This is a genomic window from Acinetobacter junii CIP 64.5 (assembly GCF_000368765.1).
Lineage (GTDB): Bacteria > Pseudomonadota > Gammaproteobacteria > Pseudomonadales > Moraxellaceae > Acinetobacter > Acinetobacter junii.
In genome coordinates this window covers 1,439,925-1,465,511 of the sequence record NZ_KB849655.1, presented here as the reverse complement: position 1 = coordinate 1,465,511, position 25,587 = coordinate 1,439,925, and the positions used below count along the sequence as shown (strand labels likewise).

At 40.6% G+C, this 25,587-nt stretch carries 28 protein-coding genes and 2 pseudogenes; 19 read left to right on the top strand and 11 right to left on the bottom strand.

The annotated features are described in order from the left end of the window. Nucleotides 1–227: pseudogene (locus F948_RS12570) on the top strand (IS4 family transposase); the annotation flags it as partial. A 23-nt stretch (nucleotides 228–250) separates the two neighbouring features. Here the strand turns inward: F948_RS12570 and F948_RS12565 are convergent. Together F948_RS12565 and F948_RS12560 are read right to left on the bottom strand one after the other, a co-directional pair. Further along, on the bottom strand, nucleotides 251–802 hold the full coding sequence (locus F948_RS12565) for a hypothetical protein (protein WP_004964378.1): 552 nt from the start codon (nucleotides 800–802) through the stop codon (nucleotides 251–253). A gap of 1 nt (nucleotide 803) precedes the next feature. Then, complete coding sequence (locus F948_RS12560; RefSeq protein ID WP_004964376.1) at nucleotides 804–1,817, bottom strand: magnesium and cobalt transport protein CorA; 1,014 nt, start codon at nucleotides 1,815–1,817, stop codon at nucleotides 804–806. Between the two features lie 150 nt (nucleotides 1,818–1,967). Here F948_RS12560 and F948_RS12555 point away from each other — a divergent pair, with 150 nt between their 5' ends. Together F948_RS12555 and F948_RS12550 are read left to right on the top strand one after the other, a co-directional pair. Further along, on the top strand, nucleotides 1,968–2,552 hold the full coding sequence (locus F948_RS12555; RefSeq protein WP_004964372.1) for an LOG family protein: 585 nt from the start codon (nucleotides 1,968–1,970) through the stop codon (nucleotides 2,550–2,552). 9 nt (nucleotides 2,553–2,561) lie between these two features. Continuing rightward, nucleotides 2,562–2,948 carry an NUDIX hydrolase gene (locus F948_RS12550; RefSeq protein WP_004964368.1) on the top strand — a complete coding sequence of 129 codons (387 nt, stop codon included), beginning with the start codon at nucleotides 2,562–2,564 and terminating at the stop codon, nucleotides 2,946–2,948. Here the strand turns inward: F948_RS12550 and F948_RS12545 are convergent. After that, nucleotides 2,938–3,597, bottom strand: coding sequence for a ComF family protein (locus F948_RS12545; protein WP_004964364.1), 660 nt, complete (start codon nucleotides 3,595–3,597; stop codon nucleotides 2,938–2,940). The two genes, F948_RS12550 and F948_RS12545, sit on opposite strands and share 11 nt — an antisense overlap. After that, nucleotides 3,590–5,635, bottom strand: coding sequence for an ATP-dependent DNA helicase RecG (gene recG, locus F948_RS12540; RefSeq protein WP_004964361.1), 2,046 nt, complete (start codon nucleotides 5,633–5,635; stop codon nucleotides 3,590–3,592). Before recG ends, F948_RS12545 begins: the two co-directional genes overlap by 8 nt. Nucleotides 5,636–5,654: 19 nt before the next feature. On the opposite strand from recG, the gene F948_RS12535 reads away from it, so the two are divergent. Both F948_RS12535 and F948_RS12530 read left to right on the top strand, forming a co-directional pair. Beyond that, nucleotides 5,655–6,473 (top strand): NAD-dependent epimerase/dehydratase family protein, encoded by an 819-nt coding sequence (locus F948_RS12535; RefSeq protein WP_004964357.1) that lies wholly within the window; start codon nucleotides 5,655–5,657, stop codon nucleotides 6,471–6,473. Between the two features lie 124 nt (nucleotides 6,474–6,597). After that, nucleotides 6,598–7,563, top strand: a complete 966-nt coding sequence (locus tag F948_RS12530) for a putative solute-binding protein (protein WP_004964356.1) — start codon at nucleotides 6,598–6,600, stop codon at nucleotides 7,561–7,563. 51 nt (nucleotides 7,564–7,614) lie between these two features. Here F948_RS12530 and plsB read toward each other — a convergent pair whose 3' ends face one another. After that, nucleotides 7,615–10,170, bottom strand: a complete 2,556-nt coding sequence (gene plsB / locus F948_RS12525) for a glycerol-3-phosphate 1-O-acyltransferase PlsB (protein WP_004964353.1) — start codon at nucleotides 10,168–10,170, stop codon at nucleotides 7,615–7,617. A 354-nt stretch (nucleotides 10,171–10,524) separates the two neighbouring features. Here plsB and F948_RS12520 point away from each other — a divergent pair, with 354 nt between their 5' ends. Both F948_RS12520 and F948_RS12515 read left to right on the top strand, forming a co-directional pair. Next, a complete protein-coding gene (locus F948_RS12520; protein WP_004964352.1) occupies nucleotides 10,525–11,397 on the top strand; it encodes an acyl-CoA thioesterase in 873 nt (290 codons plus the stop codon). A 141-nt stretch (nucleotides 11,398–11,538) separates the two neighbouring features. Then, nucleotides 11,539–12,780, top strand: coding sequence for a dicarboxylate/amino acid:cation symporter (locus tag F948_RS12515; RefSeq protein WP_004964349.1), 1,242 nt, complete (start codon nucleotides 11,539–11,541; stop codon nucleotides 12,778–12,780). Nucleotides 12,781–12,838: 58 nt separating this feature from the next. Here the strand turns inward: F948_RS12515 and F948_RS12510 are convergent, their stop codons facing one another. From F948_RS12510 to F948_RS12485, 6 genes are all read right to left on the bottom strand, one after another. Beyond that, the gene (locus F948_RS12510; protein ID WP_004964348.1) at nucleotides 12,839–13,783 is read right to left on the bottom strand and encodes a metal-dependent hydrolase; all 945 of its coding nucleotides are present in this window, start codon (nucleotides 13,781–13,783) and stop codon (nucleotides 12,839–12,841) included. A 128-nt stretch (nucleotides 13,784–13,911) separates the two neighbouring features. After that, entirely contained in the window at nucleotides 13,912–14,688 is a 777-nt protein-coding gene (yihA, locus tag F948_RS12505) for a ribosome biogenesis GTP-binding protein YihA/YsxC (RefSeq protein WP_004964346.1), read from the bottom strand. Between the two features lie 78 nt (nucleotides 14,689–14,766). Next, nucleotides 14,767–15,219: an RrF2 family transcriptional regulator gene (locus tag F948_RS12500; protein ID WP_004964344.1), complete on the bottom strand. Its 453-nt coding sequence runs from the start codon at nucleotides 15,217–15,219 to the stop codon at nucleotides 14,767–14,769. 77 nt (nucleotides 15,220–15,296) lie between these two features. Beyond that, the gene (gene hmpA, locus F948_RS12495; protein WP_004964342.1) at nucleotides 15,297–16,508 is read right to left on the bottom strand and encodes an NO-inducible flavohemoprotein; all 1,212 of its coding nucleotides are present in this window, start codon (nucleotides 16,506–16,508) and stop codon (nucleotides 15,297–15,299) included. A gap of 135 nt (nucleotides 16,509–16,643) precedes the next feature. After that, nucleotides 16,644–18,191, bottom strand: a complete 1,548-nt coding sequence (locus F948_RS12490) for a helicase HerA-like domain-containing protein (RefSeq protein ID WP_004964340.1) — start codon at nucleotides 18,189–18,191, stop codon at nucleotides 16,644–16,646. A 19-nt stretch (nucleotides 18,192–18,210) separates the two neighbouring features. Next, nucleotides 18,211–19,404, bottom strand: coding sequence for a PLP-dependent transferase (locus tag F948_RS12485; RefSeq protein ID WP_004964337.1), 1,194 nt, complete (start codon nucleotides 19,402–19,404; stop codon nucleotides 18,211–18,213). Nucleotides 19,405–19,571: 167 nt separating this feature from the next. On the opposite strand from F948_RS12485, the gene F948_RS12480 reads away from it, so the two are divergent. The 12 genes and pseudogenes from F948_RS12480 to rpsQ all read left to right on the top strand — a co-directional run bounded on the left by F948_RS12480 (nucleotide 19,572) and on the right by rpsQ (nucleotide 25,554). Next, nucleotides 19,572–20,300, top strand: coding sequence for a type 1 glutamine amidotransferase (locus F948_RS12480; protein WP_004909373.1), 729 nt, complete (start codon nucleotides 19,572–19,574; stop codon nucleotides 20,298–20,300). 227 nt (nucleotides 20,301–20,527) lie between these two features. Continuing rightward, on the top strand, nucleotides 20,528–20,839 hold the full coding sequence (gene rpsJ, locus F948_RS12475) for a 30S ribosomal protein S10 (RefSeq protein ID WP_000070912.1): 312 nt from the start codon (nucleotides 20,528–20,530) through the stop codon (nucleotides 20,837–20,839). Between the two features lie 57 nt (nucleotides 20,840–20,896). Continuing rightward, on the top strand, nucleotides 20,897–21,535 hold the full coding sequence (gene rplC, locus F948_RS12470; protein WP_004909372.1) for a 50S ribosomal protein L3: 639 nt from the start codon (nucleotides 20,897–20,899) through the stop codon (nucleotides 21,533–21,535). Between the two features lie 11 nt (nucleotides 21,536–21,546). Beyond that, complete coding sequence (rplD, locus tag F948_RS12465) at nucleotides 21,547–22,149, top strand: 50S ribosomal protein L4 (RefSeq protein WP_004909368.1); 603 nt, start codon at nucleotides 21,547–21,549, stop codon at nucleotides 22,147–22,149. Then, nucleotides 22,146–22,466, top strand: a complete 321-nt coding sequence (rplW, locus tag F948_RS12460) for a 50S ribosomal protein L23 (protein ID WP_004877633.1) — start codon at nucleotides 22,146–22,148, stop codon at nucleotides 22,464–22,466. The genes rplD and rplW overlap by 4 nt, the downstream gene beginning before the upstream one ends. 11 nt (nucleotides 22,467–22,477) lie before the next feature. Further along, the gene (gene rplB / locus F948_RS12455) at nucleotides 22,478–23,302 is read left to right on the top strand and encodes a 50S ribosomal protein L2 (RefSeq protein ID WP_004909365.1); all 825 of its coding nucleotides are present in this window, start codon (nucleotides 22,478–22,480) and stop codon (nucleotides 23,300–23,302) included. Nucleotides 23,303–23,315: 13 nt separating this feature from the next. Beyond that, a complete protein-coding gene (gene rpsS / locus F948_RS12450) occupies nucleotides 23,316–23,591 on the top strand; it encodes a 30S ribosomal protein S19 (protein ID WP_004641066.1) in 276 nt (91 codons plus the stop codon). An 11-nt stretch (nucleotides 23,592–23,602) separates the two neighbouring features. Next, complete coding sequence (gene rplV, locus F948_RS12445; RefSeq protein WP_004683272.1) at nucleotides 23,603–23,932, top strand: 50S ribosomal protein L22; 330 nt, start codon at nucleotides 23,603–23,605, stop codon at nucleotides 23,930–23,932. A gap of 1 nt (nucleotide 23,933) precedes the next feature. After that, nucleotides 23,934–24,750, top strand: a pseudogene (gene rpsC / locus F948_RS12440) (30S ribosomal protein S3). After that, nucleotides 24,690–25,103, top strand: coding sequence for a 50S ribosomal protein L16 (gene rplP, locus F948_RS12435; RefSeq protein ID WP_004641059.1), 414 nt, complete (start codon nucleotides 24,690–24,692; stop codon nucleotides 25,101–25,103). The pseudogene rpsC and the gene rplP overlap by 61 nt, the downstream one beginning before the upstream one ends. After that, entirely contained in the window at nucleotides 25,103–25,300 is a 198-nt protein-coding gene (rpmC, locus tag F948_RS12430) for a 50S ribosomal protein L29 (protein WP_004909358.1), read from the top strand. Before rplP ends, rpmC begins: the two co-directional genes overlap by 1 nt. After that, nucleotides 25,297–25,554 (top strand): 30S ribosomal protein S17, encoded by a 258-nt coding sequence (gene rpsQ, locus F948_RS12425; RefSeq protein ID WP_004657679.1) that lies wholly within the window; start codon nucleotides 25,297–25,299, stop codon nucleotides 25,552–25,554. Before rpmC ends, rpsQ begins: the two co-directional genes overlap by 4 nt. The last annotated feature ends 33 nt before the right edge of the window (nucleotides 25,555–25,587 follow it).

The window sequence follows — 25,587 nt, the reverse complement described above, 5'->3', positions numbered from 1 at the left end:
TTCTAGGTCGAAGCCGCAATGCGATACAAACGCAAATATGGATTGCATTAATTGCCTATTTGCTGGTGAACTTCGCTAAACACATGGCACAAGAAGGATGGAGTGTTCAGCGTTTACTGAGAATTATTCAGGTCAATTTATTTGAAAGGAAACTTTTAAGGTCACTCTTTGTGCCTGATAAAAAATGGCGAAAACAAGAAGAACCTCAATTGAGGTTCTTCTTGTGATATTTGTGGGACAGCAGTGCTATTTAAGCTCTCTTTTTTATTGGTATTATTTGGGATAAGCTGAAAAAAGAGCTTCGCAAGTTGGATATTTTTGATGTAGTTTTTTTTAAATAAAAGCTTTCATCATGTTCTAAAAAACCATCTAGTAATCTGATAGATGATTCATTATTACAGCCTTTAATTCTTCTATTCCATGCGGTAAATGGTGCAATAGGAAGATCAATCGATATGGTATTTTCTTTGCAATGTAATAATGCTAAAGAGACAATTTGATATTTCTGGGGTGCATTATGATTTGATGGGTATGCTAAGCCCATAATTAAGTCATTCGTTTTTATCGTTTTAACTGGAAAGTCACTCATCCATTCTTTAGGTCTTGGTGAAATGATTTTAGATAACAAATTTTTAAATGCAAAGTCAGGATGCTGTAATTTGAATTTAGTATGATTAATTGAATTGATCTTCTGAACAGACTTAACGCGGGCAATAAACACATCATTTGGGGAAAGCGGTGCGCAGGCAAAAGTTGTGGGTATCGAAAGAGTTATGCCTATACAAAGGAATAACCCTTTCATTTTATATCCATTTCTTCCATCTGAAGTAGACCATTGGTAGTACTAAGAAAGCCATTAATATGCCAGCGACGATGAGAAAGCTTAAACTTCCGTGAGCAAATGGTAATTCATCTGTATTCATCCCATAAATACTTGCAATCAGCATAGGTGGTGCAAGCATACTTGGTAAAATAGAGAATCGACGAATCGTGTCATTCTGTTCAGTGTTAATGAACCCAGAAGTGGTATCGAGTAAGAATCGTACTTTTTGGAATAAGAAAGCATCGTGCTCGACCAGTGAGCGTACATCCTCGCTTAATTCTCGAATATCTGCATCATAGATATGACTGCCTAATGCACGTGGGCGAGATAAAAAGGTAAGAACTCGACGCAAATCAATCAAACATAATTGTGCTTTTCCAAGCATATCTTCTTGTTGTGCTAGGCGTGTAATCATGTCATCTAGATCTAAGATCTTTTCACGATGATGATTATTGAGTACTTCTGTGGAGTATCTTTCTAAGTCTTTGTGGATATCTTCTAAGATATCCGCAAGTTCATCAAGCTTTGCTTCTAGTAACCCTAATAAGATCCATGTCGGATCTTTATAGTCCATATCATAGTCATTGCGACGCGCACGAGCACGGAATGCACGGAAAGCGACGAGCTTCTCACCACGCATGGTAAATAAACGATCTTTATGCAAAATAAATGCGACGGTTTGTACCATTGCAAGCATATGTGATGAGTCGTCAGTATCACCATCTACCTGATAATTTTTATTCTTTGTTAAAAAATAGGTGCTGATATGCAAAATACCATCATCATCACGGTAAAATCGTGCGGATGAGGAAATGTCTTCAAGTGATTTGAGAGTAGGTAAGTTGCGCTCATAAGCATCAAGTACCCATTGTTGTTCTTCTTGTGATGGAGCGATTAAATCAATCCAAACTAATTCAGGATGCAGATCAAAACTCCCATTGATCGTTGCATCTTCTAGACTACCGCGCTCTGTGGCATAAAAGGCTTCAAGCATGTCTTTTTTCCTCGCGCAGTTTATGAAAGTCAGCGTGTATTTTAGACAAGGATTGAACTAAAAACACTTGCCTAAACGCTATTTTGTCAAAAATCTTGTCTCATAGCCTACTTTATCAGCATGACAGTTATATAAAACGGTTTTAATTGTATGAATTCTATATGTGTTTTTTGCGGTTCTTCTCTCGGTAATGATGTGGTTTATGAACAAATCACTCAAGCAACAGGTCAAATAATTGCTGAACAAGGTTTGACCCTTGTTTATGGTGGTGGTCGTTCTGGCTTAATGGGTGTGGTTGCCAATAGTGCGCTTGAAGCAGGTGGCAAAGTGATTGGTGTTATTCCTGAAGCTTTGGTTGATCGTGAGCTTGCGCATGCTGAACTTAGCGAACTATATGTTGTGAAAGATATGCATGAACGAAAAACCAAGATGGCTGAATTGGCAGATGGTTTTATTGCATTACCTGGCGGTGCAGGGACTTTGGAAGAAATTTTCGAGCAGTGGACATGGAATCAATTAGGGATTCACCAAAAGCCTTGTGCATTTTTAAATATTAATGGCTTTTATGATGATCTGATTAAAATGTTACAAACTTCAGTTGAGCATGGTTTTAGCCAAGCTCGATTTGTAGATACCTTGATTGTGTCTGATAATATTCATGATATTTTAGCGGCATTTCAGAAATATCAACCCGCAGTTCCGAAATGGACGTCTCGCAATGAAATTCAAGCTTGAGGATAACCTTTGAAAACAATCACTGTCGCTGCTGCCATTATCATGAATGACAAAAATGAGTTGTTATTGGTAAGAAAAAAGAACACGCGTGTGTTTATGCAAGTTGGCGGAAAGCTTGAACCCAATGAAGCGCCTGAAATACCAATTCAGCGCGAAATTTTAGAAGAGATTGGGTCTACTTGTGACATCAAGCAGTATTTGGGGCGATATGAGACAGCAACAGCAAATGAACCTGATCATCAATTAATTAGCCATCTGTTTGTTGTCGAACTCCATCAACAACCTGAAATTGCGGCTGAAATCGCGGAAATGAAATGGATTGATTTGCATGAAGAGTCTATTTTGCTTGCACCATTAACTACCGAGGTTGTCATTCCTTGGTGTCTTAAGCAATAACATCATGATTTGCCTGTTTAACACCACCAGCGGCTAAACAGGCTGAGTATATATGTTGGCACCCCAACTGTTTTAATACTAGACTGAGGGCATTGATAGAGCTGCCTGTGGTCACGACATCATCAATAATCAGCACTTTTCTATAAATCAATTGAAGATGTGTTTTAGCGACAAATTGATCTTCTATATTTTCCAGTCGCTCTAAGCGGCTTAAACCTTTTTGAGAATGTTGGGCTAGTCGTTGCACGGGCTGCCATACTGGAATATTCAATACTTTGCTCAGTTCCTTAGCGATTAAAAGTGATTGATTGAAACCTCTTTCCATCAGTCGATCATTTGAAATAGGCATTGGTACGATGGCATGTACTTTTGGCAGCTTAAGTTCCAGTAATAGTCCGCTAAGTAATCGAAGATGATGTAACTGTTGCTCGTATTTAAATTGTTGAATGAGTTGGCTGATCGGATATTCATAATGACAGGCAATAAGTATATCTTGCTGATGTCGTTCGATTTTATGTTTTAACCATGGTAATTGTTGCCAGCAACTTTGACAAACACCATGGTGTGCTCTGACACCAATATCGCATAAGTGACATGCTGTGAAATAATCAGCAACTTGTTGTGCTCTTCGGCTCAATAATTTAAACATAAGCGTATCGAGGTGCTTCAGGTAGCCAGCGTTTTAATAGTCCTTCAGCATGTTGTGGATAATCTTTGAGTAATTGTTCAGCAACATAATGTGCTTGGGTGAGCAAATGGTCATCACGTTCTAAGCGTGCGACACGAAACCCCATATCACCAGTTTGCTTGGTACCTAGTAATTCACCTGGACCACGTATTTCCAAATCTTTTTCAGCGATCACAAAGCCATCGTTGCTTTCACGCAAGATAGAAAGACGTTCTTGTCCATTTTGTGATAGTGGCGTTTTGTAGAGTAGGGCACAAAAACTAGCTGTTGCACCGCGACCAACTCGACCACGTAACTGATGTAATTGAGAAAGTCCAAGTCGTTCCGCATTTTCAATCACCATAATGGATGCATTGGGCACATCGACACCCACTTCAATCACGGTGGTGGCAATCAAAAGTTGTGACTGGTTGTCTTTAAAGGCTTGCATGACAGCTTGCTTTTCATCAGCTTTCATTTTGCCGTGTACTAATCCCACATTTAGATCAGGGAAGCGTTCTTTAATTTCTTGAAAAGTTGCTTCTGCTGCTTGGGCATCCAAGGTTTCAGATTGTTCAACTAAAGTGCAAACCCAGTAGGCTTGTTTACCTTCACGACAGTTGCTGGCGATACGTTGTAAAACCTCTTCTCGACGATCAAGAGGAATCGTGACAGTTTGAATCGGGGTTCGTCCAGGTGGTAACTCGTCAATGATTGAGGTATCTAAATCACCATAAGCACTCATTGCGAGTGTGCGTGGGATAGGGGTCGCTGTCATCACTAATTGATGTGGTGTAAATTGATCAACGCCTTTATTACGTAATGCAAGTCTTTGATCTACCCCAAAGCGGTGTTGTTCATCAATAATCACTAAGCCCAACTTCGAGAATTCTACATTGTCTTGGAATAGGGCATGCGTTCCGACAACGAGTTGTGAGTGACCTTCTTTAATTTCCTGCTCTGCTAAAGTTCGTGCTTTACCTTTTTGTTTACCTGAGAGCCAAGCCACTTTTATGCCTAAAGGCTCAAACCAACGTTTGAAATTTAAATAGTGTTGTTCAGCCAAGATTTCGGTGGGTGCCATCAGCGCCACTTGCCATTCAGCTTCTAAAGCATGGCATGCTGCAACGGCTGCAACCAATGTCTTACCTGCACCCACATCTCCTTGAACTAAACGTAGCATGGGTTGATCTTGCTTCAGATCATGTAGAATTTCTTTAGAAACCCTTTTTTGTGCGTTGGTCATCTGGAAAGGCAGGGCATCTAAAAGGCGCTTTGCTAAAACTTTGCTGCTGCTAAAGCGAGGTGCTGCTATTTGTCGAATATAAGCACGACGTGTAAGTAAGCTGATTTGATGCGCGACCAGTTCTTCAAAAATCAATCGTTGCTGTGCAGGATGTGAGCCTTGATTGAGTTGTACCATATTGGCATCAATCGGTGGTTCGTGAATATAGTGCAGAGCTTCTTTTAATTCGTAGCCATTACTGTATTTGGCGGGCAGTAATTCAGGTAAAGCATCGCTATGATGTTCCAGTGCTTGGCGAACATATTCACGCAACTTAGGTTGTGTTAGACCCTCAGTGCTTGGATATATCGCTGTTAACTGAGTTTTGGGTAATGCGGTATGTCGTTGAATGACTTGTATTTCAGGATGATAAAGCTCTAAGCCTCGTGCACCGACACGCACTTCACCAAAGATTCTTAAACGTGCACCTGGTTTTATACGATCCGTTAAACCTTTATAAATATGATAAAAGCGTAAGGTGACTTTGCCAAAATCATCTTGTAGCAACGCAGCAAAGGATTTCTTTTTTCCTGGTGGGAAATCAATAGATTTAACTTCCCCCTCAAGCAAATAACTACGTCCAACAACCAGCTGATTCATTGGAATAATAGTGCTACGATCTTCATAGTCACGCGGAAGATGAAACAGTAGATCATCCGTGCTAAAAATATGGAGCTTTTCTAGTAGGCTTGCTGCGGCAGCACCAACGCCTTGTAATTGCTGGACTGAAGTCATTTTTTGGTCAAGGATCGGTATGCATATTTTATTTATTGGTTATGGTAAAACATCTCAGCGTGTCGCTAAACACTTATTTGAGCAAGGTCACCACATTAGCACAATTAGCCGTACTGAAAAAACAGATCATTACGCAACACACCATATTCAAGATGCCCATCATCTTGATTTAAGTGAATTTGAACCAATCGATGTGGTATATGTGATTCTTTCACCAAGTGAAAGTGGAATTGATGCTTATCAACATACCTATGTCGATAGTGTGGAACCAATTGCTAAAGCTTTACAACATCATCCTGTCAAACGGATCATTATCGTTTCTTCAACACGCGTTTATGGTGAGAACGCAGGAGAGCTTGTGGATGATGAGTCTGATATACGTCCAATAGATGAACAAGGTGAGCTGTTACGAAAAATGGAGTTGTTATGGCAATCCTGCTATCCACAACAGGCTGTGATTGTTCGTCCAACAGGTATTTATGGTGTATCCGTTGAGCGTTTAAAAAGGCTTGCCCAGCGCACACAGAACTATCCGACGATTCACTTTAGTAACCGTATTCATATAAATGATTTAGCTCGTTTTTTAGCTTTGTTGGCGACTTTGGAAAGTCCTGAATCAAGTTATATTCTCAGTAATAATAGACCTATTGCGATGCATGAAATTTTGCTTTGGTTTCAGCGAAAATTAGGTTTGACAGCATTGAAATTGGAGTCTGAACAGCACACTGGAAAGCGTATTTATGCGACTCGAATTGCTAAAACTGGTTTTGAATTTGACCATTTGATTTGCTTTAATGACTATGAAGCCGCGCTGTTCGTACATATTAATGAAAAATAATTAGATTAAACTGCGATCATGATTGAAAAGTTGGTATGAATCTTGATTGATAATTACCAACACATTCCGTTAAGGAACTGCCTAAGTTTGCACGTAGTTTGCAGTGAGGCATTGAAGGTTGTATATGAGAAAAATAATTTATTTAATTTTGCTGTTATTTATGGGAACAACAAGCTGGGCTGGTGAGCAGGTTTGGTGTGTTTTTGAGCCTTTGAGTTCTAAAGGCGATATCAGTCGTCGTTTGCAAGATATGCAAAGCCAAGTTCAATTAAAATTCAGCTATTTTAAAATTGAAAAAGATGCGATTCAGGCTTTTGAGCAAAATAAATGTACAGGTTTAATCGCATCAAACTTTAATACCTACCGCTACAACTCATTTATGGGAAGCACTGGTGGAATTGGCTTAATTTCGAATAATCGTGTTGCACGAATGTTTTTGCAACTTATGAATAATCCGAATGTTGAAAAAAGAATGATCAGTTCGAAGTATGAAGTGGTTGGTATGATTCCGATCGGAACGGCATATATGATCATGAATACTCAACAGATCAGTAAAGTATCCCAACTCAAAAACAAGCGCATAGGGATTCTAGAAGATAACCCACCACAACAAGCTTTAGTACAAAGTGTTGCTGCTAAAGCGACTTATGTTGATTTTTCAAATGCAATTGATTTATTTAAACAGCATAAGATTGATATTCTAGCGGCGCCTGCTTATGGAATTTTACCCTACAATCTCAAGAAAGAGTTTGGTGAAGCGACACAGGTTGTGAATTTCCCAGTTGCTTATTTTGCAATGAATATTGTGATTAAACCAAAATCATATCCTGCAAATTTTGGGCATCATGTTCGTACATGGTTTGTCAAAAATAGTAATGTATTGGCCGCACAGGCGATTCAATCGGAAAATCACTTGCCAGCGTATTATTGGGCTGATATTTCGGGTTATGAAAAGCAGGGCTATGAGGCGCTGGTTGCTAAGATTCGTAATCGTTATGTGGATTCAGGTTACTACGATGCCTATTTTGTCGAGCTAATCAAACGACTCAGATGTCTAGATGATCCGAAATATTTAGAATGCCGCAAATAAATTGGGTTAGCCAAATTTTTGACTAACCCATCAGAAGTGAATACCGAAACATTAAGCTTTTTTACGTTTCAAACGGCGTTTGGCCTGCTGTGAAGCCATTGCCTCCAGCGCTGTCGCCAGTTCCTCATCACTGAATGTGGTGATGTGCTGCAACATCTGCAGGGTCGCTTCGTCAAGCACCAACTGTGCGCCTGCCGCCATCTTACTAAAGTTGTCATCATATTCAATGAAGCCCTGTTCATTGTTGCGAATATAATTCTGCTGAGTTAGCACCTTAATAAAGCTTTGGAACAGTGCCTTGTCAAAGAACTCTGGTGAGTTGAACTCGTACAGCACAGACAGACGTTGACCCAATAAGTGACTCAGTTCCTCCACCTGTTTGGTGGAGATATTGCCAGAACCACGCTGGGTAATCAGCGCAAGCGTCATGTAGTAACGCTCTAAGCTTTGTTTAACTGGCATGCCTAAAGTCAAAAGTTTTTGATGCTCTTCACTGTTTGGTGTTGGGCTAAATAAGTTGCCATCATGATCTTGGAAAATTAGACCAATTTTAACAAGTGCGTTGATATAGTTATCTATATGCTGTTGCAGTTCAGCTGGCTGCCATTTCATGAACAGTTCAGCTTTCAGGAATGGATACAAGGTACGGATGACGTTGCTTAAATCGGTCTTGTTAATTTTACCGTTGTGCTCAACCAATGATGCAACCAGTGATGGTAAGACAAAAGCATGTAAGATGTTATTACGGAAATAGGTTAATAAAACGGCTTGATCGTCTTCTATGGCAATAATATCACCTAGAACATGCTGCACACGTTTGATCAGTTTGAGCTTTAGACCATAAGCAATGATTTCTTTACCTGATAAAGAAGTGACTTGCGTGCGTTCATCATACGGTTGTTGAGTCGCTAAATCACGATAAATATCAAGTTGTTTGGCACAGATCTCTTCATCTAATGTATGTTTTGGTGTTGCTAATAAGATCAAAGATAATAATGAAACAGGGTTGATCACCACCGCACGGTTGATATTTTCCAGAATCAGGTTGGCTGAGCTTGACACCACACTGGAAATTTCTGCTGGAATTGGCGCATCATTTTTTTCGATCTGAATTTTATCTGCATTATGCTGCTTTAAAATATCATCAAGGAAAACAGGTTCACCAAAATTGACGTGTACCTTGCCAAAAATTCTTTCAATTTTACGTAAAGTTTTGACGATGCCAAAAATTGATTCTGCTTCTTTTGGCTTACCCTGCATCTCACCGACATAAGTTGAACCTTCCATCAGGCGTTCGTAGCCGATATATGTTGGAACAAAAACAATTGGCTTGGCGCGACCGCGTAAATGACCATGTACGGTCATTGCAAGCATGCCTGTCTTCGGTGGTAGCAAGCGACCGGTACGTGAACGACCACCTTCAATGAAGTACTCGATAGGCGTATTGCGTGATAGAATGCTGTATAAATATTCTTTGAGTACAGATGTATATAGTGCATTACCGCGGAAAGATCGGCGTATGAAAAATGCACCACCTCCACGTAATAACTGACCTACAAAAGGTAAGTTTAGGTTATCACCCGCAGCAATATATGGAATCATCAAGCCACGTTTGTAAATCACATAAGACAGTAATAAATAGTCAATATGGCTACGGTGGCAGGGTGTGTAAATAATTTCATAGTCTTTCGCAAGTTCGCGAACTGTACTGAAATTATGAACTTCAACGCCGTCATACAGTTGTGTCCATAATCGTGTTAAAGCCATATCTGCGAAGCGTACTGCTGACGCTGAATAATCAGAAACGATTTCATTGACATAGCCAATTGCGCGGCGTTCTGCCTCAAGCATACTGATTTTATGCTGAATGCTTTCACGACGGATGGCATCCTGTACATCGGGTGCCTTAATGATAGACTGCATCACGTTGCGGCGGTCTGACAAGTCAGGCCCAAGTACCACTTCGCGTTGCTGGTCTAGGTAGCCATCTAGTGAACTTGCGATATACGTGGCAGGAGAGATGTTTGGATGATGTCTCTTGGCATAATCTACCAGTTCACGCAAGGATTGCGGTGCATGGAACTCTAAATAAGACTCACGACCATGTAGACCAATATTGACCAGTTGTTTGACTGTCCCAGGCGTTGCCCAAGTATCGGAGAACAACAGTTTAAACCATGAATCCTCTTTATCTGGTGAACGTCCCCAAAGTACTGTAACGGGAACTAATTGAACATCTACTTCTTGATTTTGTTCTAATGCTTCGATCAACTGTAGAAGGCGTGGGGGATATGTTTGAGTATTAAAAAAGTTATTTTCATTCTGATGCAAAAATAGAATCGAGTTTTTTTCATGATACGTCCCGAAACTCAAGGCATCCAAAGCAGGTTTTAGATGAAGGCGGCGAGTTTCACCATCTACAACCAGTGCGTTACTACGTGAATAATTTTGTAAAACATAGCAGACCAGCTTGTTTGAATCCTGTTTCTCTTGCTCTACTGCGGTGGATTCTGTAGGAACTTCACCAAGAACATGTGGGGTGACCACAAGGTCAAGTAACTTACTCGAAAGTTGGCGATACATTTGACCAAATCCAGTCTTGGACATTACAAACTCCTAAATCATAATCCTGACAGTAAGTCATGATGAGCACGACATTCTGCGTTATTCTGACATAAAACGATATGTTATTTTCTGACAAAATATAGCGTATTTGGTAGATTTTATCGTTAAAAATCGTATTTTTAGCGGTTATAAATAAGAATAACGTGACGGACAAATCATTTTATCCTGAGTATATTTATGGGAATTTATGGCACAATCAAGTCAGGCTGCTCATAACGGTTGATCTGAATTGTCCTGAATTCACCTTGTGCATGAGCTAAAAGCAGTGTTTTATTGTGGCACTATATTGTGCCTTATGCCTGGGTTGATTTTTCCTGATTGATGGATGGTAATTACATGAATGTTTTGACTCAAGAACTCGTTGAACTATTGACGCTGGAACGGATTGAAGAACATATCTTTCGGGGCAACAGCCGCAATCTGGTTGGTAAACGGGTATTTGGTGGGCAGGTTCTGGGTCAGGCGTTAAGGGCCGCATCCTACACTACAGATCGTCCAGCACATTCGTTGCATGCTTATTTTTTATATGGTGGTGATGTCGATGCACCGATCATTTATGAAGTTGATCCATTGCGAGATGGTAAAAGTTTTGCAAGTCGACAAGTGCGTGCGATCCAACATGGACGTACAATTTTTTCTGCAATGGTCTCTTTTGCCAATCCAGAAGAAGGCTTAAATTATCAACATAAAGAACCAGAGTATCCGAGTCCTGAAGAGCTGAAGTCTGAGAAAGAATTAAAGGAAAGTATGCTCAATTTCGTGCCTGAAAATGTTCGCGCCAGCTTTATGCGTGAACGTCATGTTGAAATTAAACCGATTCAGCCTATGAATCCGTTTCAACCTCAGCCGGAAGCTCCTTTTTACGCACACTATATTCGTACTCATGATCGAATCCCATCGAACATTGATGAAATTTCACTTCATCAAGCGATTGTTGCGTTTTATTCTGACTTTACCTTGATGACTACAGCATTGCGTCCACATGGTCTGTCTTGGATTTCCCCAAATCTACAATGTGCTAGTATTGATCATACGATTTATTTCCATCGTCCTCTGCGTGCAGATGATTGGATGTTGTATGACATGGAGGCAACGATTAGTGCAAGTTCACGTGGCTTGAACTTTGGAAAAATGTGGCAAAACGGACAATTAGTCTGTAGTACAGTACAAGAAGGTTTGATTCGGCTCAGAGAAATAGAAACGCAATAATGTGAAATTATTCTGCATGAAATCGTATTAAAGCCATCATAATGATGGCTTTTTTGTCATAAGCTTGTGACAAAAAATTGCTCGATTCTTAGATTTGAGCATGCCATAGTAGCTGTACTGCATTCATTTTTAATACGCACAATGAATTTAAATACCCAAATTTTAATTGCAGCTATCGCGGGAGTAGGGTTAGGACTTTTATTGACTAGCTATCCTCAGGCTGATTTTGCTCAAACAACGTTATATGTTTTAGGTATTTTAAGTAGCATTTTTATTGGTTTGTTAAAGATGTTGCTGATCCCTTTGATATTTAGTTCTATCGTTGTAGGGGTTTCAAATTTACAAGCTGGAGGGGAGTTTGGTCGAGTTTGGAAGATTACCGCCTTGAGTTGTGTGACCACTACAACGCTTGCACTGATCTTAGGAATCAGTTGTGCACATCTTTTTGATGTTGGGAAGGGCGTTGATATCACACTTTTTCAGTCAGCAATGCAAAATCATCAAACGCCTGATACGCTTACACCTTCTAGTTTTCTTACCAATTTTATTCAAAATACCTTAATCAATCCTTTTAAAGCATTTAGTGAAGGGAATGTACTCGCTGTTGTGGTTTTTGCACTTTTCTTAGGCGTTGCTCTCGTTAAAGGTGGTGAGCGTTTTAATACAGTTCGTCAACTCAGCCAACAATTCTTTGAAATGATGATGATGCTTGTCAGTTGGGTAATGAAACTCGCGCCACTTGGGATTTTTGCATTATTGGCGAAGTTGATTGCGACTGAGGATTTATCTGTATTAAGTCGTCTTGCTGAGTTTGCATTCGTGGTGACTGGGACAACGATTTTTCATGGCTTAGTGGTTTTACCTACACTGCTTTGGATTTTTGGAAAAATGAATCCTCTGACGTTCTTCAGAGGTGCGCGAGCTGCATTGGTGACGGCATTTGCAACAAGCTCTAGTTCTGCGACCATGCCACTGAGTATGCGTTGCGCACAAGAGAATTTAGGGGTACGACCGCAAACGGCAGGTTTTGTAATTCCTTTGGGTACACAGTTAAATATGGACGGTACCGCACTTTATGAGGCTGCAGCTGCACTTTTTATTGCCAATTTGATGGGTTTGGATTTAAGCCTAACCCAACAGTTTATCGTCTGTCTCACCGCAATGATTGCATCATTAGGTGCGCCAGGGATTCCAAGTGCAGGCATGGTAACGATGATAATGGTGTTGCAATCAGTTGGTTTACCTGCGGAAGCGATTGCAATTTTACTGCCGATAGATCGGTTGCTAGATACCGTTCGAACTGTAGTTAATGTACAGGGAGATATGATGATCAGTGTGGTTGTCGATCGTTATGCAAAGCAAACGGAAATAGAGCCAAGTTAATCGAGTTGTACGAACATAAAAAAGCAGGAGAAAACTCCTGCTTTTTCTTTCTCTTCACTTATGCAGCATGTTGTAGTGCACGCTTAGCAGCAGGTGAATTATTTAAATAATTCACTGCATCTAGGGTACTTCCTTCTTTCACAGGATCATACCAAGGCATCAAATAATCAATTTGTTGTGATACTAACCAGATTGGATTTGGAAGAATTTGATTGTCTTTACGGCCAATCTTATACCATTCCAACCATATCCAAGGTTTGAATATACTTGGTTTTTTATCTGCAAAACGAGGATCTTGGCTCATGATGTGAGCAGCACCATCTACCCACAAACCAAGTACCAGAACGATTACCGCAACGCTGAGGTAGTAACGTGCAATATAGCTACCACCTAAATGACGATAAAGATCAAATGCAACGGTACGGTGCTCGATTTCTTCAGAACCATGCCATTTAATTAAATCGATCATCTCAGGATCAGCACCAAGTTCTTCCCAACGTTTGTTGTAGAGTGCGTATTTACCAAGAACACACGTCATGTGCTCAACGGTTGCAATCACACCTAGACGGAATAAATCCCATTGATGATCTAATATTTTAGGAACTTCTTTACCAAAAGGCTTATCAGCTAAAGCTTTGGTAAATAAGAAATCCATGATGTCTAAGTTGCGTTGAATATCGATATTGCGTTGGCTGAGATATTCTTTATTCGCAGAGGTATGAGCAACAGCATGCATCGCTTCTTGACGAATAAAAGCTTGTACATCTTCTTTTAATTTTTCATCAGTGATTTCAGGAAGTACTTTGTTGTACAAACGGCAAAACCAGAACTCACCAGCAGGCAAAATGTTATTAATTTCGTTAATAAAATAGCTAGCAAAAGGTTGATTTGGAATCCAATCTACAGGGGTTTTTTCCCAATCAAATTTTACTTTTCGAGGGAGAATTTTATAGTCAATCGAAGAACCAAGAACTTTGTTCTTCACAAATGATAGTAATTTCATCTTTAGTCCTAATCGATAGTGCAATGAACCAACACTAAGCAGTATATGAAAACTACCTAGTGTTTGTGTTTAGCAATTCAGGACAATTAAAAATTATTTTATGCATCAAGTTGCATGAAATGCATAATTTATTCTTTATCGTCAGTTTCTGATGCTTCTGGGATTTGATCGAGGTCAAATTCCACCGTTTGATCAAGTGTGTAATTTAAACGACCACCCATAACACTCGCTAACTCCTCTAGACCAATACGGTTAAGAGAAGAGAATAGTTGTATTGAGAAGTCGAGCTTCATTTTTTTCAATTGTTGTTTAACGTCGAGCAAGGTTTTATTTGCTGGACCTCGATTCAGTTTATCCGCTTTAGTGAGAAGAATATGAACAAATAAATGACGAGAATGCGCCCATTCCAACATCATTAAATCAAAGTGTTGTAAAGGATGGCGGATATCCATCAATAAAACTAAGCCTTGTAAGCTTTTGCGATGAATCAAATAATTTTCTAGTTCTTTTTGCCAAACAATTTTCATTGCTTCTGGTACAGCGGCATAGCCATAACCAGGTAAGTCTACCAAACGTTGATCAGGGTTACCCAAGCTAAAAAAGTTGATCATTTGGGTACGACCTGGTCTTTTTGAAGCACGTGCCAATTGCTTTTTATTAGTTAAGGCATTAATCGCACTCGATTTTCCCGCATTTGAACGACCTGCAAATGCAATCTCATAGCCTGTATCTTCAACGCACATAGCAAGTTTTGGTGCACTCATTAAAAATTCAGCTTGGCGTAACCAATTCAAAGACTGTACTGCATAAGCGGTTAATGCAGGATCAGTCTTTTTCTCATAACTGATTTTTTCTTTAGGTGCGAGTCTAGCTTTGGTGTCTTTCGATTTTTCACTACGGTGCATAGAAGCTTACTTTTGAATTTGAATAGCAATAAGCATTATAAAGGATGTATTGGATTCGTGCGAATCTTCATCCTAAATCTAAGCTTTTTGGACCAGTTCTAAGAATGTAATATCTGATCGAGTGGAAGATGGGAGTATGCCGTGTTGAACCACTTCACCCAAAGTATATTGATCTAAGCTATGATAAAAGCTTTCAAGTGCTTGATCGAGAATGCCTTTCAGACCACATTGAGAGCGCAAGACGCAAGGGGGGCTATTGCATTCCACAATTTGCTGATGACCTTGTAAAACACGGACAATTTCACCAAGTCGAAGTGTCCGTGCTGAGGGATTTAATCGAATTCCACCGCCTTTGCCTCGTGTAGTAACAATCCATTGTTGTTTACCCATGAAATGTACAATTTTAACGAGGTGGTTTTGTGAAACATGCAAATCTTTTGCAATATCAGCAATAGTGTAAGGTATCTCGCTCGGGCGAGCGACATACATCAGGATTCTGAGTGCATAATCTGTAAATTTATTGAGTTGCATTGTTTCACTCAATCTATTGCGATAAATAGAAAAGGCTAGTCTATCATAGGCTAGCCTTATACAAAACGCAGCATTAATTAGCTAAGTTTTACACCACCTGTGCCAAATGCTTCGCTATGAATATTTTCAGCAGGAATGCCTCGTGCAACAAGTGCTTTGTGTTGTTCAGCCATAAATGGCATCGGACCACATAAATAATAATCAGCAGTTGTTGGCAATAGTGCTGCATCCATAGATGCTAAATCTAAACGACCAGCTGCTTCATAATCCACGCCTAATACATCCCCATCATGTGGAAATTCATACGCCGTAAATGTGCTTAGACGAGGGAATTTAGCTTTAAGATCATGAATATGTTGTTTCATAGCATGAACTTGACTGCTACGACATGCATGTATAAACGTTACTGGTTGTGGCATATCTAAAGTAACTAATTGATTCAGCATAGCAATCATTGGGGTTAAACCTACACCACCACTGATAAATACATTACGTTTTTTACTATCTATCAGATAAAAGTTACCTGTAGGAGCAGAAACTTCGATTTCAGAACCTTCCGCTAAACTATGTAATGTATTTGATACCCAGCCTTCGGCAAGCTCACCTTTCGCATCTTCACGTTTCACTGAAATACGTAAATAGTCTGCTTGTGGACTTGTTGATAAAGTGTATTGGCGAGGTTGTCTCAGATTGAGTTCTTGGACAAAAACACGTACTGAAATATATTGGCCAGCTTCGTAGTTTGGTAAATCACCGCCATCGACAGGTGCTAAATAAAACGACGTAATTTCATCACTTTCAACCACTTTTTTAGCGATTTTAAAATTACGCCATCCTAACCAACTGCCTTTAGTTTGTTGATGTTGGTCGTAGATCGCTTTTTCAGTGCTGATAAACAAATCTGCTAGTTGTCCATAAGCAGCGGCCCATGCCGCAATCAAAGGATCTTCCATTGAGATATTCAGTACTTCACTGATCGAATGTAATAAATTTTCACCCACAATACTGTAATCAGGCGCTTGGATATTGAGGCTGACATGTTTATGAGCGATCAGTTCCACCACAGGCAAAAGCACAGATGGATCTTCAATATTTTCTGCGTACGCTAAAACAGCTCCTGCAAGTGCTTGAGCTTGAGCACCACTGCGTTGATGACCCATGTTAAAGGTTTCTTTGAGCGCAGGATTATTTCCTAACATACGATTATAGAAATAACCTGTTAATGCGACACCATTTTCACGTAAGACAGGAACAGTTGCTTTTACGAGTTCAATTTGCTGTGGAGTCATGAGTGATCTCTCTGGACTATTATTTTATAAGATATATTTAAAATACACCTTATAAAATGTATTTGCAATACATCTTATAATAAAAACCATAAAAAAATAAGGGATAATTAATTATCCCTTATTTTTGAGATTTTTTTATTTTCCGAATAATGAGCCGAGTAATCCACGCACTATTTTTTGTCCAGTGCTACCACCTAAGCTTCGGGCAGCACTTTTTGCAAATGTACCGACAATGTCTTGTGTGAGCTTTTCACGATCACGTTGCGCTTTTTCTGCCGCTTTTTGTTGCTCTTTGGCAAATCGCTCTTGTTCTTTTGCTTGTTGCTTTGCGAGGGTTTCTTGTTCCTTTACTTGCTGCTTAGCGAGTTCGTCAGCTTGCTTTTGCTGAGACTGTTGTAATACTTTTTTCTGTAAAAGTTCGTAAGCGCTGTCACGATCTAAGGCTTGATCATAAACCCCAGCAACAATACTTTGCCCCATCATCACCTGTCGTTCTTCAGGGGTGATTGGGCTAAAAGAGGAATATGGGGGCATCACCCAACCACGCTCAACAATCTGAGGGGTGCCTTGTTCATCCAAACAACTAATCAAGGCCTCACCCACGGCAAGTTCAGTAATCGCTTGATCAACCTTAAAATCAGGATTGGCTCGGAAAGTGTCAGCTGCGGTTTTGACCGCTTTTTGATCTTTAGGTGTAAAAGCACGTAAAGCATGTTGTACTCGATTTCCGAGTTGACCTAGAACACTTTCTGGTAAATCAAGTGGGTTTTGAGTGATAAAGTAGATTCCTACACCCTTCGAGCGAATTAAACGAACCACTTGTTCAATTTTCTCTTGCAAAGCTGGACTAGCATTGGAAAACAATAAATGTGCTTCATCAAAGAAGAAGACAAGTTTAGGCTTATCCATATCGCCAACTTCGGGTAGTTGCTCAAATAATTCTGAGAGCATCCAAAGCAAGAATGTTGCATAAAGTTTTGGGGTATTCATCAACTTATCTGCAGCGAGAAGATTGATATAGCCATGACCTTGAGTATCTGTTTGAATAAAATCTAGAATATTCAAACTTGGTTCACCAAAAAACTGATCTCCACCTTGATCTGCTAACGCAAGCAGATTGCGTTGTATCGCACCAATACTGGCAGGAGAGAGATTGCCATACTCATTTTTCAGTTCAGCAGCATTTTCACTGACATAAGTTAGCATCGCCTTTAGATCTTTAAAGTCGATGAGGAGAAGCCCTTGATCATCTGCGATTCTAAATACTGCGGACAATACACCTTCTTGTGTATCGTTTAAATTTAGCATCTGCGCTAATAATAAAGGGCCTATTTCAGAAATTGTGGTTCGAATAGGGTGTCCTTGTTGACCAAATAGATCCCAGAAAATAACAGGTGAAGCTGCAAATGGAACAGAATCCAGATGCAGACTTTTAATGCGTTCATCAAATTTGGGGCTGCTTGAACCTGCTTTGGCTAGGCTTGAAACATCACCTTTCGCATCTGCTAGAAAAACAGGGACACCGATACGAGAAAAACTCTCAGCAAGTACTTTTAGAGTTACTGTTTTTCCTGTACCGGTTGCACCAGCAATCAGACCATGGCGGTTAGCAAATTGAGAATGTAGAACAATATCTTGTGTTGTATCTGTGGTTTTTTTTGCAATTACGATGGTTGTACTCATTCTTCACCTATTATAAGAGTCATTCCAGTTGTTTTAATGCGTTTTGAATATCTTGAATTAAATCCGCAGGATCTTCTAGTCCTATACAGAAACGAACCAATAAACCTTGTTGTAAATGTGTATTTTCCAATGCACGCATCTGTTTTAAATCATAGAGCATCACCAAACTTACAGGTCCACCCCAACTAAAACCAAGTTTGAATAGTTTTAAGTTATCGCAAAATCTACGAACTGCATGCATATCATATCTTGAATCAAAGATTACACTTGCCAAGCCAGCACTCTTGCCTGTGGTGCAAACCTCTTTCCAAAATTGATGTCCAGCTGAATCAGAAAGACTTGGGTGTAAAACTTGAGTAAATTGAGGCTGTTGTTTTAGCCAATCTAATAATCTTAGTGTGCTTTGAGATTGCTGTTCATAACGTAGCGACATATGCGCCAAACTACGTTGAATTTGCGCAGTATCATCACCTGAAACAGATATGCCTTGGATTGCATGCATGCGATAAAGTTTATGATGTAAATTTTGATCGCGTGTTACAACCGAGCCCATGAGGATGTCTCCACCACCACTTGGATATTTGGTAAGAGCGTGTACTGTTACATCAACCGATAAATGTTCATCAGAGAAATCAAATGCATTAAATGCCAGACCAGCCCCCCAAGTGTTATCTAGGGCGGTGAGGAGATTAAATTGCTTGGCTTTTTTGACTAGTTTTTTTAAATCAGGAAATTCTAAACTGACAGAACCAGCTGCTTCGAGCCAAATTAGCTTCGCTTTTTCTGAAGGTGTGAAACTATCAATATCAATCGGATTATAAACTTTAACTTGAATGCCATAACGAGTTTGAAGGTTGTTGAGGTGCTCTAAATTTGGACCATAAATATTATCTGCAATCCATACCTCATCGCCTGAATTTAAAAGAGTACTATTGACTAAATTGATCGCAGATAAACCACTCGGTGCAAGTAAGCTAAACAAACCGCCTTCAATTTGAGCGATGTTATCGCCTAGCGTAAATGTTGTTGGTGTGCCATGTGTGCCGTAGCTATAGTCATAGGGATCTGTCCAATGACGATCAAAAAGGTGCGATGTGCTTTTAAAAATAATGGTAGATGCACGATATAGGGGAGGTTGAACAGTTTCTATATATTGAGGGGCTTTTCTTGGTGCGTGAATAAGGTTGGTTTGTGCATTTTGGTGCTTAGTCATGGTGCTAAATCAAATCAATAGATGGATTTAGGTTAAGAGAAAAACAACAATTCTGCTAGTTGTTCAGGTGTTTTGTACACAATCGTTACAGATCAAATAGATTGAATGAAACTGGCTTTATTTTTGCTAAGACTTAATATCATTCTAACGATAATAGGTTTTAGCGCATGAAGTCGCATTTAAGAGTGCATTATTTTCAGCACATCGCAGGTGAAGGTTTTGGTAGTTGTTACAATTTCTTGAAAGCACATAAAGCAAAAATCACGGCAACAGAGTTTTTTGCTTTGCCCGTCGACCTGCCATTGGAATTGGAAGCATTGCCACATGTAGATGAGGTGGATTTGTTAATTATCATGGGTGGTACGATGAGTGTGAATGATGAAGCAAATTACCCATGGTTAAAATTGGAAAAAAGATGGTTGCGTCGTTATTTGGCATCAGGAAAGCCTGCTATAGGCTTATGTCTCGGTGGGCAGTTAATTGCAAATGCACTTGGTGCTGCGGTTAGCCGTAATCAATATCAAGAGTTGGGGTGGATGGATGTTGGTCGAGCTTCACACATACCTGAAAATTGTTTTCAAATTCCAGAGAAAATTAACATTATGCAATGGCATAGCGAGACCTTTGAAATACCTAGAGGTGGTATCCGTTTAGCAGAAAATGAAGTATGTAGAAATCAACTTTATCAAATCGGTCGTAATGTTTTAGGTTTTCAGTTTCATCCCGAAATGACGCCACATGCATTGCAATTGTTGATCGAAAATGAAGAAGACATGGCTGTGTTTAATGGGGAATTTGTTCAATCAATCGCTGAGCTCAAAAAAACAAACCAAAATAAATTTCAACAAGGCAACGATTTGCTTAATCAAGCAATTGAATATGTTGTAAGCGCTTAAATTGATTTTTTAACGGTAAAAAATAAAAGAAGAATTGCATAAGACTTAAACAATCGCTATAATGGGCGACCCTCAAATGGAGGGCGTTTTCTACGAAGAAAGTAGTTAACGCATTACAGTCGTGGCATCGATCACGACCATAGTGATTTTCACTGCCCTTGACACTTGCCAAAAGGTGAGGTGCGTCATGGGTGATTCTTTATATATTTGGCTTGGAGTTTACTGGTATGTCTAACCAGAGAATTCGTATCCGTTTGAAGTCTTTTGATCATCGTCTGATTGATCAATCTGCTCAAGAGATCGTAGAAACCGCTAAGCGTACTGGCGCACAAGTGTGTGGTCCAATTCCGATGCCTACTCGCATCGAACGCTTCAACGTTCTTACTTCACCACACGTCAACAAAGACGCTCGTGATCAGTACGAAATCCGCACCTATAAGCGTTTGATCGACATCGTTCAACCTACAGATAAAACTGTTGATGCATTGATGAAGTTGGATCTTGCTGCTGGTGTTGATGTTCAGATCGCTTTGGGTTAAGGCTTTCGGTTAATTAACTCTAAGTTAATTAAGCCGCTTTTTTAGAGGTTTATGCACATGGCTATTGGTTTAGTCGGTCGCAAATGTGGTATGACTCGCATCTTTACAGATGCTGGTGTATCTGTACCTGTTACAGTTATCGAAGTCGATCCAAACCGCATTACGCAAATCAAAACACTTGAAACTGATGGTTATCAAGCAATTCAAGTAACTACTGGTGAACGTCGCGAATCGCGCGTAACTAGCGCTCAGAAAGGTCACTTTGCGAAAGCTGGTGTTGCTGCTGGTCGTTTAGTTAAAGAGTTTCGTGTTACTGAAGCTGAGCTTGAAGGTCGTGAAGTTGGTGGTTCTATCGGTGTTGACTTGTTCACAGTTGGTCAAATTGTTGACGTAACTGGTCAGTCTAAAGGTAAAGGCTTCCAAGGTGGTGTTAAGCGTTGGAACTTCCGTACGCAAGATGCTACACATGGTAACTCTGTATCTCACCGTGTTTTAGGTTCTACAGGTCAAAACCAAACACCTGGTCGCGTGTTCAAAGGCAAGAAAATGGCTGGTCACTTAGGTGATGAACGCGTAACAGTTCAAGGTCTTGAAATTGTATCTATTGACGCTGAACGTTCAGTTTTAGTTGTTAAGGGTGCTATTCCTGGTTCAACTGGCGGCGACGTTATCGTGCGTCCTACCATCAAGGCCTGAGGGGAAATACTGTGAATTTAAAAACTGTTTCCGGCTCTGCTGTTGAATTGTCTGAAGTTGCTTTCGGACGTGAATTTAACGAAGCTCTTGTACACCAAGTTGTTACAGCTTACTTAGCTGGTGGTCGTCAAGGTACTCGTGCTCACAAATCACGTGCAGATGTTTCTGGCGGTGGTAAAAAGCCATTCCGTCAAAAAGGTACTGGTCGCGCTCGTGCTGGTTCTATTCGTAGCCCAATCTGGGTAGGTGGTGGTAAAACTTTTGCTGCTCGTCCACAAGATTGGTCTCAAAAAGTTAACCGCAAAATGTACCGCGGTGCAATGCAATGTATCTTAGCTGAACTTGTTCGCCAAGATCGTCTTGTATTAGTTGAAGAGTTTGCTGTTGCGGCTCCAAAAACTAAAGAATTGCTTGCAAAACTTAACGACTTAAATGCAACTCGTGCATTGATCGTTACAGATGCTGTAGATGAGAACTTGTATCTTGCAGCTCGCAACCTCCCACATGTAGATGTGGTGGATGCAACTGCAATTGATCCTGTTAGCTTGATCGCATTCGATAAAGTTGTCATGTCTGTAGCTGCTGCTAAGAAAATTGAGGTAGAACTCGGATGAACAACGAACGTTTATATCAAGTCCTACAAGGACCAGTATTCTCAGAAAAAGCACAAGTTTTAGGTGATACTGCTGGTGTTCAAGTATTTAAAGTTGCATTAAATGCAAACAAGCTTGAAATCAAGAAAGCAGTTGAGCAGCTCTTTGGTGTTGAAGTTGTGAAAGTAAATACAACGATCACTAAAGGTAAAACAAAACGCTTTGGTCGTACATTAGGACGTCGTTCTGATGTTAAAAAAGCATACGTCACCCTGAAAGCTGGCCAAGATGTAGAAATGGCTGACTTGGGCGATACCGCTGAAAACGCAGCGGAGTAAGGACGAAAATTATGCCGATTCAAAAATGTAAGCCAACGTCTCCAGGACGTCGCTTTGTAGAGAAAGTGGTTCATGACCATCTTCACAAAGGCGCACCTTATGCACCGTTGGTTGAAGCTAAAAAACGTACTGGTGGTCGTAACAACAACGGTCACATTACGACTCGTCACGTTGGTGGTGGACACAAACAACACTATCGTCTCGTTGACTTTAAACGTAACAAAGATGGTATTCCAGCGACTGTAGAGCGTATTGAATACGATCCTAACCGTACTGCACACATTGCATTAGTTTTGTATGCTGACGGTGAGCGTCGTTACATCATCGCACCTAAAGGTTTGCGTGCTGGCGATAAAGTACAATCTGGTAACGATGCTCCAATTCGTCCAGGTAACTGCTTACCGCTTCGTAATATGCCTATCGGTTCTACACTTCACAACGTTGAACTTAAAATCGGTAAAGGTGCTCAATTAGCACGTTCTGCTGGTACTTCAGTTCAGTTGTTAGGTCGTGATGGTTCTTACGCAATCGTTCGTTTACGTTCTGGTGAAATGCGTAAAATCCACGTTGAATGTCGTGCTGTAATTGGTGAAGTTTCTAACCAAGAAAGCAACCTTCGTTCATTGGGTAAAGCTGGTGCTTCACGCTGGCGCGGTGTTCGTCCTACTGTTCGTGGTATGGCAATGAACCCGGTTGACCATCCACACGGTGGTGGTGAAGGGCGTAGCAAAGGTATTCAACCTGTAAGCCCATGGGGTCAAAAAGCTAAAGGGTACAAGACACGTACCAATAAGCGTACGACTAAGATGATTATTCGCGACCGTCGCGTCAAGTAAAGGAATCTGAATAATGCCTCGTTCATTAAAAAAAGGTCCATTCGTCGACGCACACTTGTTCGCTAAAGTTGAAGCAGCAATTGCAGCTAACAACCGTAAGCCGATCAAGACTTGGTCACGTCGTTCAATGATCCTTCCAGATTTTGTTGGTTTAACAATTTCTGTTCACAATGGTCGTAACCATGTTCCAGTAATTGTTACTGAGCATATGGTTGGTCATAAGCTTGGTGAATTCGCACCAACTCGTACCTATCGTGGTCACGGTGTTGATAAGAAGTCTAAACGTTAATAGGTGCTATGATGGAAGTAACTGCAAAATTACGCGGTGCCGCTATCTCGGCACAAAAAGCACGTTTAGTTGCTGATTTGATCCGTGGTAAATCGGTTGCGCGCGCGCTAGATATTTTGAACTTCAGCAACAAAAAAGCAGCTGTGCTTGTTAAAAAAGCGCTTGAATCTGCAATTGCAAATGCTGAACACAACAACAGCTTAGATGTTGACGATCTTAAAGTAACTACGATTTACGTTGATGAAGGTATGAGCCTTAAACGTATTTTGCCACGTGCTAAAGGCCGTGCGGATCGTATTACAAAGCGTACTTGTCACATCACCGTTAAGGTAGGGGTTTGATATGGGTCAGAAGGTTCATCCAATCGGTATCCGCCTAGGTGTTGTGAAACGCCATAACGCTAACTGGTATGCGAGTCCGAAACAATACGCTGAATACTTGCTTAAAGATCTTCAAGTTCGTGAGTTTTTAACTAAAAAACTTAAGAATGCGATGGTAAGCAATATTCTTATCGAACGTCCTACAGGCGCTGCTAAAGTAACTATTAGCACTGCTCGTCCTGGTATCGTTATCGGTAAAAAAGGCGAAGATATTGAGAAATTACAGCGCGAACTCACCAACATTATGGGTGTTCCAGCGCAAGTTAGCATCAACGAAATTGATCGCCCAGACTTAGATGCTCGTTTAGTTGCTGAAGCAATCGCTTCTCAATTAGAAAAGCGTGTAATGTTCCGTCGTGCTATGAAGCGTGCGGTTCAAAACACTATGCGTGCTGGCGCGAAAGGTATCAAAGTTGAAGTTTCTGGCCGTTTAGGTGGTGCAGAGATTGCTCGTACTGAATGGTATCGTGAAGGTCGTGTTCCTTTGCATACTCTTCGTGCTGATATCGACTATGCAACTATGCGTGCTGAAACAACTTACGGTACGATCGGTGTTAAAGTTTGGATTTTCCGTGGCGAGATCTTAGGTGGCATGAAACAAGTCATGAACCCTGCTCCTGCTGAAGAGCGTCCAGCTAAACGTGGTCGTGGTCGTGGTGAAGGTCAAGAGCGTCGTGGTCGTCGCGGTGACCGTGCTGCTGACAAGGGAGAATAATCCATGTTGCAACCTAAACGTACCAAATTCCGTAAAGTGCACAAAGGCCGTAACACTGGTCTAGCGCATCGTGGTAGTACAGTATCATTTGGTTCGATTGCGATTAAAGCGACTGAACGTGGTCGTATGACTGCGCGTCAAATCGAAGCTTGTCGTCGTACCATTAGCCGTCGTATTAAGCGTGGTGGTAAAATCTTCATCCGTGTGTTCCCGGATAAACCAATTACCGAAAAACCATTAGAAGTTCGTATGGGTAAAGGTAAGGGTAGCGTGGAATACTGGGTTTGCCAGATTCAGCCAGGTAAGATCCTGTACGAAATTGAAGGTGTGAACGATGAATTAGCGCGTGAAGCTTTTGCTTTAGCTGCTGCTAAACTTCCGTTTAAAACCACTATCGTGACTCGGACGGTAATGTAATGAAAACTAAAGATCTACGTGAAAAATCGGTAGAAGAGTTGAAAGCGATGCTTGATGAGCAACAGCTTAACCAATTCCGTCTTCGTATGGCGAAAGCAACTGGTCAGTTGGGCAAATCGCACGAAGTGCAAATTGCTCGTAAGACAATTGCTCGTATCAAGACACTCCTTACCGAAAAACAGGGGAACGGACAATGAGTGAAAAAACAGTCCGCACGTTAACCGGCAAAGTCGTAAGCGACAAAATGGACAAATCTATTGTTGTGCTTATTGAACGCCGCGTTCAACACCCGTTGTATGGCAAATCAATCCGCCGTTCAACTAAATTACACGCTCATGATGAGAACAATGTTGCTAAATTAGGCGACTTGGTAACCATCAAAGAAAGCCGCCCAATTTCTAAAACTAAAGCTTGGACTTTAGTGGAAGTAGTTGAAGCTGCTGCTGAGTAATTAGACGTTCTTGTTGCATCATCGGACAATTTC

Excerpts from the sequence above, each read along its gene's own strand:
- F948_RS12565 (WP_004964378.1), bottom strand. The coding sequence starts at position 802 with ATGAAAGGGTTATTCCTTTGTATAGGCATAACTCTTTCGATACCCACA.
- F948_RS12560 (WP_004964376.1), bottom strand. The coding sequence starts at position 1,817 with ATGCTTGAAGCCTTTTATGCCACAGAGCGCGGTAGTCTAGAAGATGCA.
- F948_RS12555 (WP_004964372.1), top strand. The coding sequence starts at position 1,968 with ATGAATTCTATATGTGTTTTTTGCGGTTCTTCTCTCGGTAATGATGTG.
- F948_RS12545 (WP_004964364.1), bottom strand. The coding sequence starts at position 3,597 with ATGTTTAAATTATTGAGCCGAAGAGCACAACAAGTTGCTGATTATTTC.
- recG (WP_004964361.1), bottom strand. The coding sequence starts at position 5,635 with ATGACTTCAGTCCAGCAATTACAAGGCGTTGGTGCTGCCGCAGCAAGC.
- F948_RS12535 (WP_004964357.1), top strand. The coding sequence starts at position 5,655 with ATGCATATTTTATTTATTGGTTATGGTAAAACATCTCAGCGTGTCGCT.
- F948_RS12530 (WP_004964356.1), top strand. The coding sequence starts at position 6,598 with ATGAGAAAAATAATTTATTTAATTTTGCTGTTATTTATGGGAACAACA.
- plsB (WP_004964353.1), bottom strand. The coding sequence starts at position 10,170 with ATGTCCAAGACTGGATTTGGTCAAATGTATCGCCAACTTTCGAGTAAG.
- F948_RS12520 (WP_004964352.1), top strand. The coding sequence starts at position 10,525 with ATGAATGTTTTGACTCAAGAACTCGTTGAACTATTGACGCTGGAACGG.
- F948_RS12515 (WP_004964349.1), top strand. The coding sequence starts at position 11,539 with ATGAATTTAAATACCCAAATTTTAATTGCAGCTATCGCGGGAGTAGGG.
- F948_RS12510 (WP_004964348.1), bottom strand. The coding sequence starts at position 13,783 with ATGAAATTACTATCATTTGTGAAGAACAAAGTTCTTGGTTCTTCGATT.
- yihA (WP_004964346.1), bottom strand. The coding sequence starts at position 14,688 with ATGCACCGTAGTGAAAAATCGAAAGACACCAAAGCTAGACTCGCACCT.
- F948_RS12500 (WP_004964344.1), bottom strand. The coding sequence starts at position 15,219 with ATGCAACTCAATAAATTTACAGATTATGCACTCAGAATCCTGATGTAT.
- hmpA (WP_004964342.1), bottom strand. The coding sequence starts at position 16,508 with ATGACTCCACAGCAAATTGAACTCGTAAAAGCAACTGTTCCTGTCTTA.
- F948_RS12490 (WP_004964340.1), bottom strand. The coding sequence starts at position 18,191 with ATGAGTACAACCATCGTAATTGCAAAAAAAACCACAGATACAACACAA.
- F948_RS12485 (WP_004964337.1), bottom strand. The coding sequence starts at position 19,404 with ATGACTAAGCACCAAAATGCACAAACCAACCTTATTCACGCACCAAGA.
- F948_RS12480 (WP_004909373.1), top strand. The coding sequence starts at position 19,572 with ATGAAGTCGCATTTAAGAGTGCATTATTTTCAGCACATCGCAGGTGAA.
- rpsJ (WP_000070912.1), top strand. The coding sequence starts at position 20,528 with ATGTCTAACCAGAGAATTCGTATCCGTTTGAAGTCTTTTGATCATCGT.
- rplC (WP_004909372.1), top strand. The coding sequence starts at position 20,897 with ATGGCTATTGGTTTAGTCGGTCGCAAATGTGGTATGACTCGCATCTTT.
- rplW (WP_004877633.1), top strand. The coding sequence starts at position 22,146 with ATGAACAACGAACGTTTATATCAAGTCCTACAAGGACCAGTATTCTCA.
- rplB (WP_004909365.1), top strand. The coding sequence starts at position 22,478 with ATGCCGATTCAAAAATGTAAGCCAACGTCTCCAGGACGTCGCTTTGTA.
- rpsS (WP_004641066.1), top strand. The coding sequence starts at position 23,316 with ATGCCTCGTTCATTAAAAAAAGGTCCATTCGTCGACGCACACTTGTTC.
- rplV (WP_004683272.1), top strand. The coding sequence starts at position 23,603 with ATGGAAGTAACTGCAAAATTACGCGGTGCCGCTATCTCGGCACAAAAA.
- rplP (WP_004641059.1), top strand. The coding sequence starts at position 24,690 with ATGTTGCAACCTAAACGTACCAAATTCCGTAAAGTGCACAAAGGCCGT.
- rpmC (WP_004909358.1), top strand. The coding sequence starts at position 25,103 with ATGAAAACTAAAGATCTACGTGAAAAATCGGTAGAAGAGTTGAAAGCG.
- rpsQ (WP_004657679.1), top strand. The coding sequence starts at position 25,297 with ATGAGTGAAAAAACAGTCCGCACGTTAACCGGCAAAGTCGTAAGCGAC.